Origin of the sequence: Saccharopolyspora sp. NPDC050389, assembly GCF_040655595.1 — a bacterium.
Lineage (GTDB): Bacteria > Actinomycetota > Actinomycetes > Mycobacteriales > Pseudonocardiaceae > Saccharopolyspora.
Window position 1 is genome coordinate 34423 of record NZ_JBFAKG010000079.1, and the last position, 15552, is coordinate 49974.

Consider the following 15552-nt stretch of genomic DNA (forward strand, 5'->3'; position numbering starts at 1 on the left):
TGCGAAGGTGCTTCGGCTCACCTGCCGTGACGGTGACGTGACCTATCCGGTCGGGGACGAGACCGGAACGGCCACCTGCGAAAGCCGGTAAGAACCGGTATTCGCACTCACGACCGCGAGGTCACAGCACCGCGGAGAGGCCGAGGATCACGGCGAAGGAAGTCACCGACAGCAGCGTCTCCATCGCCGACCAGGTCTTCAGGGTCTGCCCGACGGTCATCCCGAAGTACTCCTTGACCAGCCAGAACCCGGCGTCGTTGACGTGCGACAGGAACAGCGACCCGGAGCCGATGGCCAGCGCGACCAGCGCGCCCTGCGCCGGCGGGAGCCCCATCACCAGCGGCGCGACCATGCCCGCCGCCGAGATGGTGGCCACCGTCGCCGAGCCGGTCGCCACCCGGATGCCGACGGCGATCAGCCAGCCCAGCACCAGCGGTGAGAGGTTCGCCCCGCTGGCGAAGTCGGTGATCATGTTGTTGACGCCGGAGTCGACCAGGGTCTGCTTGAAACCGCCGCCGGCGCCGACGATCAGGATGATCCCGGCGATCGCCGGCAGCGAGCCGCCGATCACGTCGGACAGCCGGTTCCGGTTGAACCGGGCGCCGGTGCCGAGCACGACGATCGCGATCAGCACGGTCAGCATCATCGCCACGATCGGCGTGCCGATGGTGTCGAGCACCTGGTAGGCGACGGTGTCTTCGGGCAGCAGCAGGTCGGCGACGGACTTGCCGAGCATCAGCACGACGGGCAGCAGCAGCATCGACACCGACGCGAAGAACCCGGGCCGCTTCTCGGGCGCGGCGTCGAGCTGGGACTTGCCCAGCAGGTGCGTCGCCGGGGGCAGCTGCACGCGCTTGGAGATGTAGGAGCCGAACAGCGGCCCGGCGACGATGGCGGTCGGGATCGCGACGATGACGCCCAGCGCGAGCGTCAGCCCCATGTCCACGTGCAGCGCGTCGACGGCGGCCAGCGGGCCGGGGTGCGGCGGCACCAGGCCGTGCAGGATCGACAGGCCCGCCAGCGCGGGGATGCCGATGCGCAGCATCGGCTGGTTCGACCGGCTGGCGACCATGACGACCACCGGGACCAGCAGCACGACGCCGACCTCGAAGAACATCGGCAGACCCAGCAGCGCGGCGATGAACACCATCGCCCACGGCAGCGTCCGCCGGGTGGTGCGGCGCAGCACCGTTTCGACGACCTGCTCGGCGCCGCCGGTGTCCGTGAGCAGCTTGCCCAGCATCGCGCCGAGCGCGACGAGCAGGCCGACGTCGCCGACGGTCTTGCCGAGTCCCTTGGTGAAGGTCTCCACCAGGTCGTCGAAGGGCATCCCGGCGACGACGCCGAGAGTGGCGGCGCCCAGGGCCAGCGACAGGAAGGGGTGCAGCTTGGCCCAGCTGATCAACACGACGATCACCGCGATGCCCGCGATGGCGGCGGCCAGCAGTCGGGTGTCTTGGGCGGTCCACGCGCCGGAGGCCTGGGCTAGGACGGCGAAGCCGGCGGAAAGGCTGGTTGGCATAGAGGGGCTCCTCGTTGAGCAGCTGGTGCGCGGCACAGCCTAAGCAATAAGTATGACTTTATTGGTATGTGGACCGATTAAGTATGTCTGTTAGGCGGGTCACCCGGTTCGGAGCGCCTATGTTTGAAAGCGATTTCAAAGGCGAAAGGGGCGTGCCGGATGGCCGGAGGGCTGCACGACAAGGTGCTGGACGAGCTCGGTCACGAGATCGCCGCAGGCATCCACCGGCCGGGCAGCGTGCTGCGCATCGACGAGATGGAGCAGCGCTTCGGCATCTCCCGCAGCGTCGCCCGCGAGGTGGTCCGCAGCCTCGCGTCGATCCGGCTGGTCATCGGCCGCAAGCGGGTCGGCATCGTCGTGCGGCCGCGGGCGGACTGGAACGCCTTCGACCCGCTGCTCATCCGGTGGTTGCTGGCCGCCGACCGCACGGCGCAGCTGAAGACGCTGGCGGAACTGCGCACCGCGGTCGAACCGATGGCGGCGGCCGCCGCCGCGCAGCGCTGCGACGACGAGGCCGCCGCGCGCCTGGTCGGCCTCGCCGAGCGGATGGTCGCCACGGCGCGCGCCGGCGACCTGGACACGTTCATGGACGCCGACGTCGCCTTCCACCGGCTGGTGCTGACGGCGTCGGGCAACGAGATGTTCGCCCAGCTGCACGAGGTCGTCGAAGAGCTGCTGCGGTGGCGCGCTGGGCACGGTCTGATGCCCGAACACCCGCGCCCGGTCGCCGTGCGGCTGCACTGCGAAATCGCAGAGTGCATCCGCAGCGGTGACCGGGCGCGGGCCGAGTGGGCCATGCGCGAACTGGTCGCCGAAGCGCTGGACGGAACCTTGTCGGGGCTGGCCGCCGCCCAGTAGTCGCTGAATCTTTCTTGCCAAGCCGGCTGCCGCGACACCTAGAGGCGTGCGTCCCTGAGCGTTCGCATGCGGCGCAGCCGCATAGCCCACCCCAGCAGCTTGCACCGTCGCGGGTTCTCAGGCGTCGTCTGGCGAGGACAGCCCCGATGCCGCGTATTGGTCCATACACAAATCGGGGATCCCACAGCCAGGCGGCGACCGTAATTCCCGCAGGGGGGCCGCCGCCCGCACCGCCACGCAAAACGAGCCGTGCATCTTCTTAGTAGCCGGAGTAGTTGCCGCCGGAGCGCAGGCCTGCGACGCCGGGCACGTCGGCCACCGAACCGTAGGTCGTGATCGCGTACCGGGTGGCCGCGATGATGTTGTCGACAGGGTTGTAGATGTCGCCGTGGCCGGGCAGCGCGTAGGACTCGAAGGTCGGCTCGATGGTCTGCATCAGACCGATCGACGGGGTGCCGGCCGACGCGTTGGAGTCCCAGTTGTTGGTCGCGCTCGGGTTGCCGTTGGACTCGTGCATGATGATCGTGCGGATCGCGTCGGTGTCGATCTGGTCGCGCTGGATGCCGTGCTGCTCCATGACGCCGATCGCCTCGTCGATCCAGCTGCCGATCTGGTCCTTGGGCTTCTCCACCACCTGCTCGGCGGGCGGTTCCTGCTTCGCCGGTTCGGGCGCGGCCTCGGGGGCGGGCTGCGCGGCGGGTGCCGGGGCGGCTTCGGGGGCCGGCGGGGCGGCGGGGAGCTGCTCGGCCAGCGGGGCGACGTGCGCGGCGGCCTGAACCGCGGGCTCTTCGGTCTTCGCGCCGGTGGTGCCGGCGATGACGCCGATCACGCCGAACGCGGCCACGGCGACACCGACCTGCACGGACCGCATCTTCGGGGGGACGCGGTGGTGCCGGTCTGCGGAGCCGCCGAGGAACGCCGCTCGGAGCCAGCTCGCCGTCTGCGGCACCGCCCTCTCCCAGCGGTGCCACCCGGCCTGTCGGGTACTTCGGTCGGGGGTATTCGGTTCGTCGGGGGTCACGAGAACCGAGAATCCGGCACGGAGAGTGTGCGCGCACCGAGGTTTGTACGTGCACAGATACCTAGTTTCGCCCAGATGGGCGACGTTTCGAGCGGGTCCAGCTACTTAAAGTGAGATTACCTTGGAGCGATGTCGCTCGGGTCACTCGCCTTCTGCGCGGCCACCCAACCGCCGATCTGCGCGCGGGACGAGAAGTCGAGCTTGGTCAGGATGTTCTGCACGTGGCCCTCGACGGTGCGCTGCGCGATCACCAGGCTCTCGGCGATCTCCTTGTTGGTGTTGCCCTGCGCGACCAGCTCCGCGATCTGCTGCTCCCGCCGGGTCAGCGGCATCGGGTGCACGTTGTCCTCGGTGCGCGCCCGCGCGTGCCGCTTGACCTCCAGCGCGAAGTCGACGGTGTGCGTCAGCGACAGCTGGTGGCCGCGGTCGAACGCCTCCTGGAAGGCCGACTCGCCGAGCGCGGCCCGGGCCTGCGCCTCGTGCTCGTCGTGGTCGGTGGCGAACCTCGCCCAGAAGCCGGGCGCCGCCCGCACCGCGTCCCACACCGCGGAGGCCGCGCCGAACAGCCGGGCGGCGCGGTCGTGCCTGCCCTGCTGCTGCGCGATCCAGGCGATGGCGTCGATGCTGAACGCGGTGCCCAGCCGGTTGTCCAGCTTGCGCTGCAGGCGCAGCGCCTCCTTCGCCGCCGTCTCCGCCCGCTCCAGCTCGCCCCGCCGCGCCTCCACCTGCGCCGACGCCCACAGCAGGTACGAGTGCCAGTACAGCTCGCCGAGGCCAGCCGACAGCCGGATGCCTTCCGCCAGCACGCCCAGTCCCGCTTCGGGATCCTCGCCCAGGCCCTTGATCAGGCCGAGGCCGAACAGGGCGAACAGCTCGCCGGCGGACATCTCGTGCTTGCGGAACTGGCTCAGCGCGTCCTCCATCAGCGCGGCGGCCCGCGGCGAGTCGTTCTGGGCGAACGCCGCCATCCCGCGCACCAGCGCCAGATGCGCCTTCTCGGTCTCCTCACCGCGCTGCGTGGCCAGCACCGTCGCCTGCTCCAGCGTCGGCTGCACGGTCTCCACATCGCCGTGCAGCAGCGCGAACCAGGCGCTGACCCGCAGCGCGCGCACCCGCTCGGGCATCTCGCGGGGCGTGGTGGCCAGCACCTGGTCGAGCCAGTGCCGGGCTTCGCCGTTGAGGCCGCGGATGCCCCAGTACTGCCACAGGTCGGTGCACATCCGCAGCGCCGTCCCGGCCGTCTCAGGATTCGCCGCGGCCGTGCGCAGCGCGACGCGCAGATTGCCGTGGTCGCTGCGCAGCCGGTTGACCCAGGCGACCTGGTCCGGGCCGATCCACTCCGCGGCGAAGCGGCCGGCCAGGTCGGCGTACCAGGAGCAGTGCCGCTGCTGCATGGTCTCCAGCTCACCGAACTCCGCGAGCTTGTCCTGGCCGTACTCGCGCAGGGTGTGCGGCAGCCGGAAGCGGACCTCGCCGCCTTCTTCCTCGCGCATCAGCACCGACTTGTCGACCAGCGAGTGGATCGCGCTCAGCACGTCGGCGTCCGACAGCCCGTTGCTGGCCACGTGCTCGGCGGCGGCGAGGTCGAAGGAGCCGGAGAACACCGACACCCGCGCCCACGTCAGCCGGTCCTGGTCGGAGGCGAGCTCGTAGCTCCAGTCGATCAGCGCGCGCAGCGTCTGCTGCCGGGCCGGGGCGCCGCGGCGGCCCTCGGTGAGCAGGTCGTAGCGCTCGGCCAGGCGCTCTTCGAGCTGCTGCAGCGACAGCGACCGCAGCCGGACGGCCGCCAGCTCGATCGCCAGCGGGTTGCCGTCGAGGTGGTAGCACAGCCGCATGAGCGCGGCGGCGTTGTCGCCGGTGACCTCGAATTCGGGAACCGCGGCCTTGGCCCGGTCGACGAACAGCCGGACCGAGGCGAACTGCTCGTAGGCCTCCACCGGCGGCAGATGCTCGATGTCGGGGACCTGCAGCGGCGGGACGACCAGGGTCGCCTCGCCGGCGACGCCGAGGGACTGCCTGCTGGTGGCCAGCACCCGCACGCCGGGGCACCAGCGCACCACCGCGTCGACCAGCAGCGCGACGTCTTCGATCAGGTGCTCGCAGTTGTCCAGCACGAGCAGCATCTCGCGGGATTTGAGCTGCTCGATGATGGTGTCGATGTCCTCCCCGCCGGTCGGGCCGCCGATGCCGAGCTGTTCGATGACCGCGTCGACCACCAGCGAGCCGTCCCGGACGCCCTCGAGCTCGACGCACCAGGCCTTGTCCCGGAAGGCGCGGCGCATGTTGCCCGCGACCCGGATCGCCAGCCGGGTCTTGCCGACGCCGCCGGGGCCGGTGAGCGTGACCACCCGGGATTCGGCGAGCAAGCGCTTGGTGAGAGTGATCTCGCGACGTCGGCCGACGAAGCTCGTGACGTCGGCCGGGAGGTTGCCCGCTGGCTCCCGCACACGGGCTCGAGCAGTGGAGACCACGTCACGAGCTTAACCCGCTGCGCGACCCCTGACCTGGGATCTTGTTCCTGGCTACCCGGCGGCCCGGAGCCCGGCGAGCACGATGCGCAGGTTCCGCCGCCACTGGTCGTCGGCGGCGGGCAGCCCGATGGTGCGGTTCCCGGTCATCACCGAGGTGAGGGCGAACGGCACGTCCTGCCACGGCACGTCCCCGCGCATGGCGCCGGCCTGCTGGCAGCGCTCGACGAGCAGCCGGATCTGTTCGCGCAGGTCGGCCAGCGGTTGGTCGAGGGTCAACGCGCAGTCCGCGCCGAGCGCCTCGTTGATGCCGCAGCTCATCGCGCGCAGTTGCACGAAGTCGACGGCGAAGGCGCAGAACCCGTGCCACGGATCCGGGTCCCGCAGCGCCTGGCGAGCCAGGTCGACGATCTCGTAGATGGTGTCCTCGACCACCGCCTGCAGCAGGGCCTCGCGGGAGGGCACCCGGCGGTAGAAGGTGCCGATCCCGACACCGGCGCGGCGGGCGATCTCGTGCGCGGTCACGCCGACGCCGACCTCGGCCACCGCCTCGCGAGCGGCCACCACGAGCCGCCGCACGTTGCGCTGCGCGTCCGCTCGCGGCGCATCCTCGCTCAGAAGCCGTTCCACCGCGCTCACCCGGCCACCCTAGCAACCGGACTTCGCAAGTCCGGTTAGACTCCGGATTGAACCGGACTTGTCGAGTCCGGTTCATCGGAGCAAAACGGACCTGTGAGGTCCGGTTGGAGGATGTCGTGGGCAAGATCAAGGTCGGGATCATTGGCGCCAACCCGGACCAGGGCTGGGCGGTGCGGGCGCACGTCCCGGCGCTGCGCGCGCTCGACCAGTACGAGCTGACCGCCGTCGCGACCAGCCGCGAGGAGAGCGCCCGGCGCGCGGCTGCGGCGTTCGGCGCGGAGCACGCCTTCGCCGACGCGCGTTCGCTGGCCGAACACCCGGATGTCGATCTGGTCGTCGTCACGGTTCGCGTGCCCAAGCACCTGGAGCTGGTGCAGGCGGCGCTGGACGCGGGCAAGCACGTCTACTGCGAGTGGCCGCTGGCGCGCACCACCGAGGAGGCCGAGATCCTGGTGAAGGGAGCCCAAGCGGTCGGCGTGCACAACGTGATCGGCTTGCAGGCGCTGTACTCGCCGGCGATCCAGCGCGCCCGGGAACTGCTCGCGAAGGGTGCGCTCGGGCGCATCACTTCTGCTGCGGTGCACAGCGCTCGTGGCAAGGGAGCGGCGGGGGAGGTGCCGGCCTGGGCGGTCTACACGCTGCAGTCGGCCAACGCCGCCGGGCTGCTGGAAGTCCACGGTGGACACGTCCTGTCGGTGCTGGACCACCTGCTCGGCGACATCGCCGGCCTGTCCGCCGACCTGTCCTTGCAGCTCCCGGGCCAGGTCGTGGCCGAAACCGGCGAGCCGGTGGCGGTAGACAGCCCGGATCACCTGGTGCTGCACGCCGGGTTGGCCTCCGGCGCGACGCTGTCGGCGAACATCCGAGACGGCGAGGCCGCGGATCCGCGAGTGCTCCTGGAAGTCGTTGGCACCGGAGGAAGCCTGGCCATCGCCTCGACCGGCGCGGAAGATCCGCGCGGCACCCAGATCCAGATGAGCGACCTCGAACTCCGCCTGTCCGCCGAGCCGGGCCGGCTGTGGGAGGCGGTCCAGCTGCCGCCGGCCCGCCCGGTCGCGCAAGAGGCCCGCAACGTGGCGGCGGTGTACGCGGACATCGCCGAAGGCCTGCGCACCGGCGAGCAGATCGCCCCGGACTTCGCCCACGGCCTCCGCCTGCACCGAATCCTCGACGCGATCCGCGCCTCGGCGGCCACCGGCACTCGCCAAGCGCTCGGCTGAACCGGGTCACGACCCCGGCGGCAGGGACGGGGAGCGAGTGGCCACAGCGGACTCGCGTTTTTCGAGGCGCGTGTCGGACGTCTTTCGCCCGAAAGGGTGGCATATTCCGTGTTGAGTTGGTATATGCCAAAAGGCGTGCTTACTGTTGGGGCACGCGAGTGACGTTCGCGTCTTTAAATACCGGTCGTCGAAGTCGCAGCTAGAGGACCGGTCCATGAGCTGCGGCGCTTGACCGACAACCACCAGGTTCGGTCAGGCGCCGCAGCTTGTTTCGCCCGCATCGAGCTGCTCGCCGCGTCGGCCCCGATCCACCCCCCGGAGCACGAAGGGCGGGCGATCGCGGATCATCATCGGGTGGGCGGATCAGTGGGCGGCGACAGCGCAAAGCCGAGGTTCGAAGGCTTCGGCAGGGGAGTGGTCGAGTTCTTCGAGGGGCTCGAACGGGTCCAGGCCGGCCTGGCGGATTCGCAGCGGGAAGTGCGCGACGCCAAGGCTTACTGGAACGACAACCTCGCGTTCTACCGGGAGCATGTGCGTGCGCCGATGGAGGCGCTGCTCGCCGAGCTGGAGCCCGAGTTCGCCCCGGGATTCGGGCAGGGCAAGGTCTTCCGGCCGCACCGGGACGTCCGGTTCAGCGCCGACAAGTCGCCCTACAAGACGCATTGCGGGGCCGTGATCGAGCTGGGGCGCGGTGGCGGCGCCTACTACGTCGAGGTCAGCGCGGACGGCATGCTCGTCGCCGGGGGCTGCTACCACACCGAGTCCGACCAGCTGGCCCGGTTCCGCGCCGCGGTCGACACCGAAATCCACGGCGAGCGGCTGCGGTCGTTGCTGGCCGCGCTCGTCGAGCGGGGCTGGGAGATCGCGGGGGAGACGCTCAAGAGCCGGCCGCGCGGTTTCGCCGCCGGGCATCCCCGGCTGGACCTGCTGCGGCATCGCACGCTCTACGCGTTCCACGCCTGGGAATCCGACGACGTCCTGCACGAGCGCGCCTGCATCGACCGGGTCCGCCAGTCCTGGAGCGCGGTGCGCGAACTCAACCAGTGGTGCGCCGACCACATCGGAGTCACCGAGAAGAAGCGTCGCTGATCCGCCGCACCCGTCGCACCCGCCGCGCCGCCGCGATGATCGCCCAGCCCGCCGCCGCGCCCGCCACGTCGACCAGGCCGTCGGCGACCTCGCAGCTGCGGCCGATCGGCAGCAGGCCCTGCAGGATCTCCGACGTGATCGCGTAGCCCACCAGTCCTGGAAGCAGCCGCGACGTCGGGAACCCGGCGATCCGGCCGGTCGCGGCCAGCGCCGCGAACAGCGCGAAGTGCACCACCTTGTCGGTGCCCGGCGGCGCGGTCGGCACCCCGGATGCCGGCATGAACAGGATGAGCAGGCTGGCCAGCACCGCGACCCCGAACGGAATCCGGGTGAGCCGCGTTCTGTAATGATCCAGCAACGATCTCCCCGATCGACGTCGACAGGCATGGCTGCGTGCTGCGCGCGTCGGTCAACAGACTACGCTGGCATAACGTGAGTCGACGAGCCAAGATCGTTTGTACCATGGGCCCAGCCACCGCCACACCGGAGAAGATGGCTGAGCTCGTCAGCAGCGGAATGGACGTCGCCAGGCTGAACTTCAGCCACGGCAGCCACGCCGATCACCAGCAGGTCTACGAGATGGTCCGAGCCGCGGCCAAGGAGTCCGGCCGTGCCGTCGGCATCCTGGGCGACCTGCAGGGACCGAAGATCCGACTCGGCAAGTTCGCCGCCGGGCCGGTGGAGTGGCGGACCGGCGACATCGTGCGCATCACGGTCGACGACGTCCAGGGCACCCACGACAGGGTGTCCACCACGTACAAGGGCCTCGCCAACGACGCCAAGGTCGGCGACCGACTTCTGGTCGACGACGGCAAGGTGGGGCTGACCGTCACCGGCGTCGAGGACACCGACGTCGTCTGCGAGGTGACGGAAGGTGGTCCGGTTTCGGACAACAAGGGAATTTCCTTGCCGGGCATGGATGTTTCGGTGCCCGCGCTGTCCCAGAAGGACATCGAGGACCTGGAGTTCGCGCTCGAGCTGGGCGTGGACTTCATCGCGCTGTCCTTCGTCCGCAGCCCGGCCGACATCGACCTGGTGCACCAGGTGATGGACCGGGTCGGCCGCCGCGTCCCGGTGATCGCGAAGCTGGAGAAGCCGGAAGCGGTGGACAACCTGGAGGCCATCGTGCTGGCCTTCGACGGCGTCATGGTCGCCCGCGGTGACCTCGGCGTCGAGTTGCCGCTGGAACACGTTCCGCTGGTCCAGAAGAAGGCGATCCGGATCGCGCGGGAGAACGCGAAGCCGGTCATCGTCGCGACCCAGATGCTCGATTCCATGATCAACAATTCGCGTCCGACGCGGGCGGAGACCTCCGACGTCGCCAACGCGGTGCTCGACGGCACCGACGCGGTGATGCTCTCCGGCGAGACCAGCGTCGGCCGCTACCCGATCGAGACCGTGCAGACGATGGCTCGCATCGTCGAAGCGGTCGAGGCGGGATCGACGGCGCCGCCGCCGCTTAGCCACGTCCCGCGCACCAAGCGCGGCGTCATCTCCTACGCGGCGCGCGACATCGGCGAACGTCTCAACGCCAAGGCACTGGTGGCCTTCACGCAGTCCGGCGACACCGTGCGGCGGCTCGCCCGGCTGCACACCAGGCTGCCGCTGCTGGCGTTCACCCCCGAGGAATCCGTGCGGAGTCAGCTCGCTCTCACTTGGGGGACGGAGACGTTCTTGGTGCCTAGGGTGGACACCACGGACCAGATGGTGCGGCAGGTGGACCAGGCGATGCTGTCGATCGGCCGATCGCAGCGCGGCGACATGGTCGTCGTCGTCGCAGGCTCGCCGCCCGGCACGGTCGGTTCCACCAACCTCATCCGCGTGCACCGGTTGGGCGAGGAAGACCACGTCTGATCCGCATTCTCGGACGGGAGCCACCCGGCGCTCCCGTCCGGCGATCCGGCGTACAACCCCGAGGAGCGCGCAGTGACCGAAGCTGCCCGAGCCGCCGCGGCCGATCCGGCCGGAACCCACTTGCAGGGTGAGGTGCCGCTCGACGTCAACGGCATGCCGCACGGCCAACCGGTGCTGGACAGCCTGGTCGCGCTGCTCGACCTCGAACGCATCGAGGAGAACATCTTCCGCGGCGTCAGTCCGGCCTCTTCGCCGGTCCGCGTGTTCGGCGGTCAGGTCGCCGGCCAGGCGTTGGTCGCCGCAGGCCGCACGGTGCCGCCGGAGCGGCGGGTGCACTCGCTGCACGCCTACTTCATCCGGCCCGGCGATCCGAGCATCCCGATCGTCTACGAGGTCGACCGCACCCGCGACGGCCGGTCGTTCACCACGCGCCGCGTGGTCGCCGTGCAGCGCGGCAAGGCGATCTTCTCGCTTTCCGCGTCCTTCCAGGTCGACGAGGACGGCATCGACCACGCCGAGCCGATGCCCGAGGTCCCGGACCCGGAGACGCTGCCGACCTACGGCGAGCAGATCGGCTCGATGATCGAGAAGCTCGGGCGCGCCCAGCCGCGGCCGATCGACGTGCGCTACGTGACCGAGCCGCCGTGGGTGAGCCGAGAGAGCGGCCCGCGCGAGGCCCGCAGCCAGGTGTGGATGCGCGCCGACGGCGTGCTGCCCGACGACGACCTGCTGCACGTGTGCATCGCGGCCTTCGCGTCCGACATGACGCTGCTCGACGCGGTGCTGGCCAGGCACGGCGTGTACTGGGGCCTGGACAAGGTCAACGGGGCGAGCCTGGACCACGCGATGTGGTTCCACCGGCGCTTCCGCGCCGACGAGTGGCTGCTCTACGACTGCGCCTCGCCCAGCGCCTCCGGCGCTCGCGGCCTGGCCACCGGCCGGTTCTTCTCCCGCGACGGCCAGCTCGTCGCGACCGTCGTACAAGAAGGTCTGCTCCGCGTCGGCGACTGATCACCCCTCGCCGGATCGGCGGCGGCGCTTCGGGCGCAGGTGTTGCGGCGGCGTCAGGGCTCGCGTGTGCAGCTGCTCCAGCACGATCGAGCTGGTGAAGTGCCGGACCTCGGTGCGGGACGCGAGCTTGTCCACCAGGAACTCCTGCAGGTGCTTGGTGTCGGCGACCGCCACGTGCAGCAGGAAGTCCGCCTGACCGCTGACGTGCAGCAGCGAACGGGTTTCCGGCTGCCCCATCACGAATTCCCGGAACTGGTCGACGACCTGGCGGGTGTGCGGGCGGACGTTGATCGCCACCACCGCCTCCAGCGCCAGCCCCGTCGCCGCCGGGTTGACGTCGATGTGCGATCCGGTGATCACGCCCTGTTCCCGAAGTCGCCGAACCCGTTGCAGGCAGCTGGAAGCCGCTAGCCCGACCCGCTCGGCGAGCACGCGGTTGGGCAAGGTCGCGTCGTTCTGCAATTCCTCCAGGATTCGCCAGTCCACCGAATCCAGTTCTACAGATTCCTGCACAACCGAACATGCTACGGCGCTGCTGGCGAGACGGCGAACGAACGGCGGAAGATATGCGCAATCCACCGCTGATTTCGTTCTAAGGAGCCGTCGTGCACATCGCCTGGGGGTCGTTCCTGCTGGCGCTGCTGGTGATCGTCCTGGTACCGGGGCCGGACTTCGTGCTGGTGACCCGCAACGCCGCCAACGGCGCGCGCTGGGGCTGGCTCGCGGCGGCGGGCGTCACCTGCGGGCTGCTGCTGCACGCGACGGCGGCGACCCTGGGGCTGTCCGCGCTGGTGATGACCGTGCCCGCGGCGCTGTTGGTGGTGAAGGTGATCGGCGTCGCCTACCTGGGCTGGATGGGCCTGCAGATCTTTCGCAAGTCCGGGGCGGTGTCCGGGGCTCCGGAGGTGGACGTGCCCAGCTCCGGTCGCGCCGTCTTCCTGCGCGGGCTGCTGACCGACGTGCTCAACCCGAAGGTCATGCTCACCTTCCTGACGCTGCTGCCGCAGGCCATGGACCCGGCGGCGGAACCGGTGAAGCAGGCCGCGCTGCTCAGCGGCGTCGCGGTGTCCGCGTTCGCGGCGTGGTGGCTGGTGGTGGTGCCCTCGGTGCGGTGGCTGTCCGCCTTCCTTTCCGACCCGCGCCGGCGGAAGGTCTTCGAGCGGTGCTGCGGCGGTGCGCTGCTGGCCATGGCGACTGCGATCGCCGTCGGCTGAGCAGTTCCGTTGACCGCCTGTGACGATCGTGCTTACTCTGCATGATCTGTTCGGGCGAGCCGAGGGAGCTTCGCATGCGTCGACGATGGGGACTGGCGTTCGGGCTGGCCGTGGCGCTCGGTGCTTCGGTCGCCTTCGTCGCACCATCCGGAGCGGCACCCAGTGGGCCGGACGCGCTGCGCGTCGACCTCGATGACATCCTCGCCGACCAGCGGCTGAACGGGTCGCACGCCGGTGTCGTGGTGCGCGACCCGGCCACCGACGAGGTGCTCTACAGCAGGCAGGCGACCGACCGCGCGACCCCGGCGTCGAACGCGAAGCTGCTCACCTCGGCCGCGGCGCTGGAAGCGCTGGGGCCGGACTACCGGTTCCGCACCGACGTCGTGACCGCCGCGCAGCAGCACGGGCCGGTGTTGCTCGGCGACCTCTACCTGCGCGGCACCGGTGACCCGACACTGCTCGCGGCCGACTACGAACGGCTCGCGGAACAGGTTGCGGCGTCCGGGATTCGGGTGGTGCACGGTCGGTTGCTCACCGACGACACCTGGTTCGACGACGTGCCGATGGGCACCGGCTGGGCTTGGGACGACGAGCCGTACTACTACGCCGCACCGGTTTCCGCGCTGACTGCGGCGCCGAACACCGACTTCGACGCCGGAACCGTGCTCGTGCGGGTCAGCCCGACGGTCGAAGGAAGCCGGGCCGAGGTGCGACTGGAACCGGCTACCGGTGTTGTGCGGATCGACAACCGGACCACCACCTCCGCCGCGGACAGCGAACCCGACGTGACCGTGCAGCGCGACCACGGCGGCTCCCGGGTCGTGGTGACCGGGAGCGTTCCGGCCGGTGCGCAGCCGTTCGAGGACTTCACCTCGGTGCCGGACGCATCCGCGTACGCCGCCGACATCTTCACCCGCGCACTGGCCGCGCGCGGCGTGGTGGTCAAGGGGACGGGAGAGGGAGCCGCGCCGGCCGACGCGCGGGCGCTCGCCTCGCGGCAGTCGATGCCGCTGCGGGAACTGCTCGTCCCGTTCCTGAAGCTGAGCAACAACGGGCACGCGGAAATCCTGGTCAAAGCGATGGGACGGGAAGCTCGCGGCGAGGGCAGCTGGTCGGCCGGGCTCGAGGTGCTGACCGAGAAGCTGAGCGGCCTCGGCGTGAACCCGGACGTGCTGCGCGTGGTGGACGGCTCTGGTCTGTCCACGATGGACCAGGTGACGCCGGAACAGCTGGCGTTGCTGCTGGACAACGCGCGCGAGCGGCCCTGGTTCCGGTCTTGGTACGACGCGCTGCCGGTCGCCGGGGTGGCGGACCGCATGGTCGGCGGCACGCTCCGCAACCGGATGGCCGGAACCGCGGCGCAGAACAACGTCCACGCCAAGACCGGGTCGCTGACCGGTGTCACGTCGCTGTCCGGTTACGTCACCGCCGCCAACGGTCGCGAGCTGGTCTTCTCGGTGGTGTTCAACGACTTCCTCGGCGGCTCCCCGCGCGACCTGGAGGACGCGATCGCGATCCGGCTGGCCGAGTACGACGGTGCCGACGACCGGCCGAGCGGCCGGGTGCACGTGCCGAAGTCGCGCACGCACGTAGACGACCCGGGCACGCCGGTCGACGAAAGTGCCCTGGAATGCTCGTGGGTGAAGGCGTGCTGACCCGGAAGGGCTGGTGTGACCCCGGTCTCAGGGAAGGCTAAGGGGCATTCCGGAGACTGGGGCGCGGTTACGCCGGTAGCGTGAACGAGGTCAAGCCAGCACGCATGCCGAGGAGCCCGTCCCGTGACCTTCATCAGCGACATCCTGGCAGTCGTCGGAGGCTTGCCGAAGCCGCTATTGGTACTGGTGACCGGCGCATTGGTGCTCGGCGAATGCACCCTCGGCTTAGGTTTCCTGGTGCCCGGCGAGAGCGGGCTGCTGATCGCCTCGGCGGCGGTGACCGACGTCGGGTTCTTCATCCTGCTGGCCTCCGTTGTCGCGGTGTGCGCGGCGGTCGGCGACAACATCGGATTCTGGCTGGGGCGCCGCTACCGGCTGAAGATGCGCGAGACGAAGGTGGTTCGGAAGCTCGGCCAGAAGCACTGGGACCGGGCCGGGGAACTGCTGTGCAAGTGGGGTGTGGGGGCCGTGCTGGTGGCGCGGTTCCTGCCGGTGGTGCGGACCCTGATGCCCGCCGCGGCCGGGGCGAGCGGGATGTCTTACGGGCGGTTCTTCGTGTCGTCGCTGATCGGGGCCGTTGCGTGGTCCGCGACGCACGTGAGCATCGGGTGGGCCGCCGGGGCTTCGGCGAAGTACATCGAGGAGATGCTGGGGCGGGCCAGTTGGGTGCTGGTCGTTGTCGTGGTGCTCGTCGGGGTGGGGATTTGGCTCGCGAAGCGGAGCCGTTCTCGGCGGGCTGCCGCGGAGCCGGAGGCTCGGGCGGAGGGTGAGCTGGAGGACGTTGAGTCCGCGGCTTGATTTGGGGTTTTGGTTGGGTTTGGGTTTTGCGGTTTGGGTTTTGCTCGGGGTTGGGACTTTTAGAGGTTCGGTATCTTTTGGGGCCATCCCCGCGATGGGTGGAGGGTGGGGGCTGCGTGCCGGAGGTCAAGCCCGGCCTTGCGGCCGCCCCTTCGGGGGTGAACGGCTTGACATCCGGCCCGCAGCCCCGGTTCGGCTTTCTA

General features: G+C 70.1%; 14 protein-coding genes. 8 read left to right on the forward strand and 6 right to left on the reverse strand.

From position 1 onward, the window contains the following. Nucleotides 1-121: 121 nt before the first annotated feature. Complete coding sequence (locus AB0I53_RS37060; RefSeq protein WP_358613541.1) at nucleotides 122-1522, reverse strand: gluconate:H+ symporter; 1401 nt, start codon at nucleotides 1520-1522, stop codon at nucleotides 122-124. Between the two features lie 159 nt (nucleotides 1523-1681). On the opposite strand from AB0I53_RS37060, the gene AB0I53_RS37065 reads away from it, so the two are divergent. After that, nucleotides 1682-2380: an FCD domain-containing protein gene (locus AB0I53_RS37065; protein WP_358613543.1), complete on the forward strand. Its 699-nt coding sequence runs from the start codon at nucleotides 1682-1684 to the stop codon at nucleotides 2378-2380. A 259-nt stretch (nucleotides 2381-2639) separates the two neighbouring features. On the opposite strand, the gene AB0I53_RS37070 is transcribed toward AB0I53_RS37065, so the two are convergent. From AB0I53_RS37070 to AB0I53_RS37080, 3 genes are all read right to left on the reverse strand, one after another. Beyond that, on the reverse strand, nucleotides 2640-3329 hold the full coding sequence (locus AB0I53_RS37070; RefSeq protein WP_358613545.1) for a transglycosylase SLT domain-containing protein: 690 nt from the start codon (nucleotides 3327-3329) through the stop codon (nucleotides 2640-2642). Nucleotides 3330-3517: 188 nt separating this feature from the next. Next, a complete protein-coding gene (locus AB0I53_RS37075; protein ID WP_358613547.1) occupies nucleotides 3518-5872 on the reverse strand; it encodes a LuxR C-terminal-related transcriptional regulator in 2355 nt (784 codons plus the stop codon). 51 nt (nucleotides 5873-5923) lie between these two features. Then, the gene (locus tag AB0I53_RS37080) at nucleotides 5924-6508 is read right to left on the reverse strand and encodes a TetR/AcrR family transcriptional regulator (RefSeq protein ID WP_358613549.1); all 585 of its coding nucleotides are present in this window, start codon (nucleotides 6506-6508) and stop codon (nucleotides 5924-5926) included. Nucleotides 6509-6624: 116 nt separating this feature from the next. Here AB0I53_RS37080 and AB0I53_RS37085 point away from each other — a divergent pair, with 116 nt between their 5' ends. Then, nucleotides 6625-7728, forward strand: coding sequence for a Gfo/Idh/MocA family oxidoreductase (locus AB0I53_RS37085; RefSeq protein ID WP_358613551.1), 1104 nt, complete (start codon nucleotides 6625-6627; stop codon nucleotides 7726-7728). Nucleotides 7729-8082: 354 nt separating this feature from the next. Beyond that, nucleotides 8083-8817, forward strand: a complete 735-nt coding sequence (locus AB0I53_RS37090; protein ID WP_358613553.1) for a DUF2461 domain-containing protein — start codon at nucleotides 8083-8085, stop codon at nucleotides 8815-8817. Here AB0I53_RS37090 and AB0I53_RS37095 read toward each other — a convergent pair. Beyond that, nucleotides 8795-9175 (reverse strand): VanZ family protein, encoded by a 381-nt coding sequence (locus AB0I53_RS37095; protein ID WP_358613555.1) that lies wholly within the window; start codon nucleotides 9173-9175, stop codon nucleotides 8795-8797. The two genes, AB0I53_RS37090 and AB0I53_RS37095, sit on opposite strands and share 23 nt — an antisense overlap. A 74-nt stretch (nucleotides 9176-9249) precedes the next feature. On the opposite strand from AB0I53_RS37095, the gene pyk reads away from it, so the two are divergent. Next, nucleotides 9250-10671, forward strand: coding sequence for a pyruvate kinase (gene pyk, locus AB0I53_RS37100; protein ID WP_358613557.1), 1422 nt, complete (start codon nucleotides 9250-9252; stop codon nucleotides 10669-10671). A 72-nt stretch (nucleotides 10672-10743) separates the two neighbouring features. Then, nucleotides 10744-11682: an acyl-CoA thioesterase II gene (gene tesB / locus AB0I53_RS37105; protein WP_358613559.1), complete on the forward strand. Its 939-nt coding sequence runs from the start codon at nucleotides 10744-10746 to the stop codon at nucleotides 11680-11682. Here the strand turns inward: tesB and AB0I53_RS37110 are convergent, their stop codons facing one another. Next, a complete protein-coding gene (locus tag AB0I53_RS37110; RefSeq protein ID WP_358613561.1) occupies nucleotides 11683-12195 on the reverse strand; it encodes an Lrp/AsnC family transcriptional regulator in 513 nt (170 codons plus the stop codon). It lies immediately after the preceding gene. A 92-nt stretch (nucleotides 12196-12287) separates the two neighbouring features. Here AB0I53_RS37110 and AB0I53_RS37115 point away from each other — a divergent pair, with 92 nt between their 5' ends. From AB0I53_RS37115 to AB0I53_RS37125, 3 genes are all read left to right on the forward strand, one after another. Then, the gene (locus AB0I53_RS37115; protein ID WP_358613563.1) at nucleotides 12288-12896 is read left to right on the forward strand and encodes a LysE family translocator; all 609 of its coding nucleotides are present in this window, start codon (nucleotides 12288-12290) and stop codon (nucleotides 12894-12896) included. 74 nt (nucleotides 12897-12970) lie between these two features. Continuing rightward, complete coding sequence (gene dacB, locus AB0I53_RS37120) at nucleotides 12971-14551, forward strand: D-alanyl-D-alanine carboxypeptidase/D-alanyl-D-alanine-endopeptidase (protein WP_358613565.1); 1581 nt, start codon at nucleotides 12971-12973, stop codon at nucleotides 14549-14551. A 123-nt stretch (nucleotides 14552-14674) separates the two neighbouring features. After that, entirely contained in the window at nucleotides 14675-15349 is a 675-nt protein-coding gene (locus AB0I53_RS37125) for a DedA family protein (RefSeq protein ID WP_358613567.1), read from the forward strand. Nucleotides 15350-15552: the final 203 nt, after the last annotated feature.

Bases quoted from the DNA above. Each gene is read 5' to 3' on its own strand.
- AB0I53_RS37060 (WP_358613541.1), bottom strand. From the start codon at position 1,522: ATGCCAACCAGCCTTTCCGCCGGCTTCGCCGTCCTAGCCCAGGCCTCC.
- dacB (WP_358613565.1), top strand. From the start codon at position 12,971: ATGCGTCGACGATGGGGACTGGCGTTCGGGCTGGCCGTGGCGCTCGGT.
- AB0I53_RS37065 (WP_358613543.1), top strand. From the start codon at position 1,682: ATGGCCGGAGGGCTGCACGACAAGGTGCTGGACGAGCTCGGTCACGAG.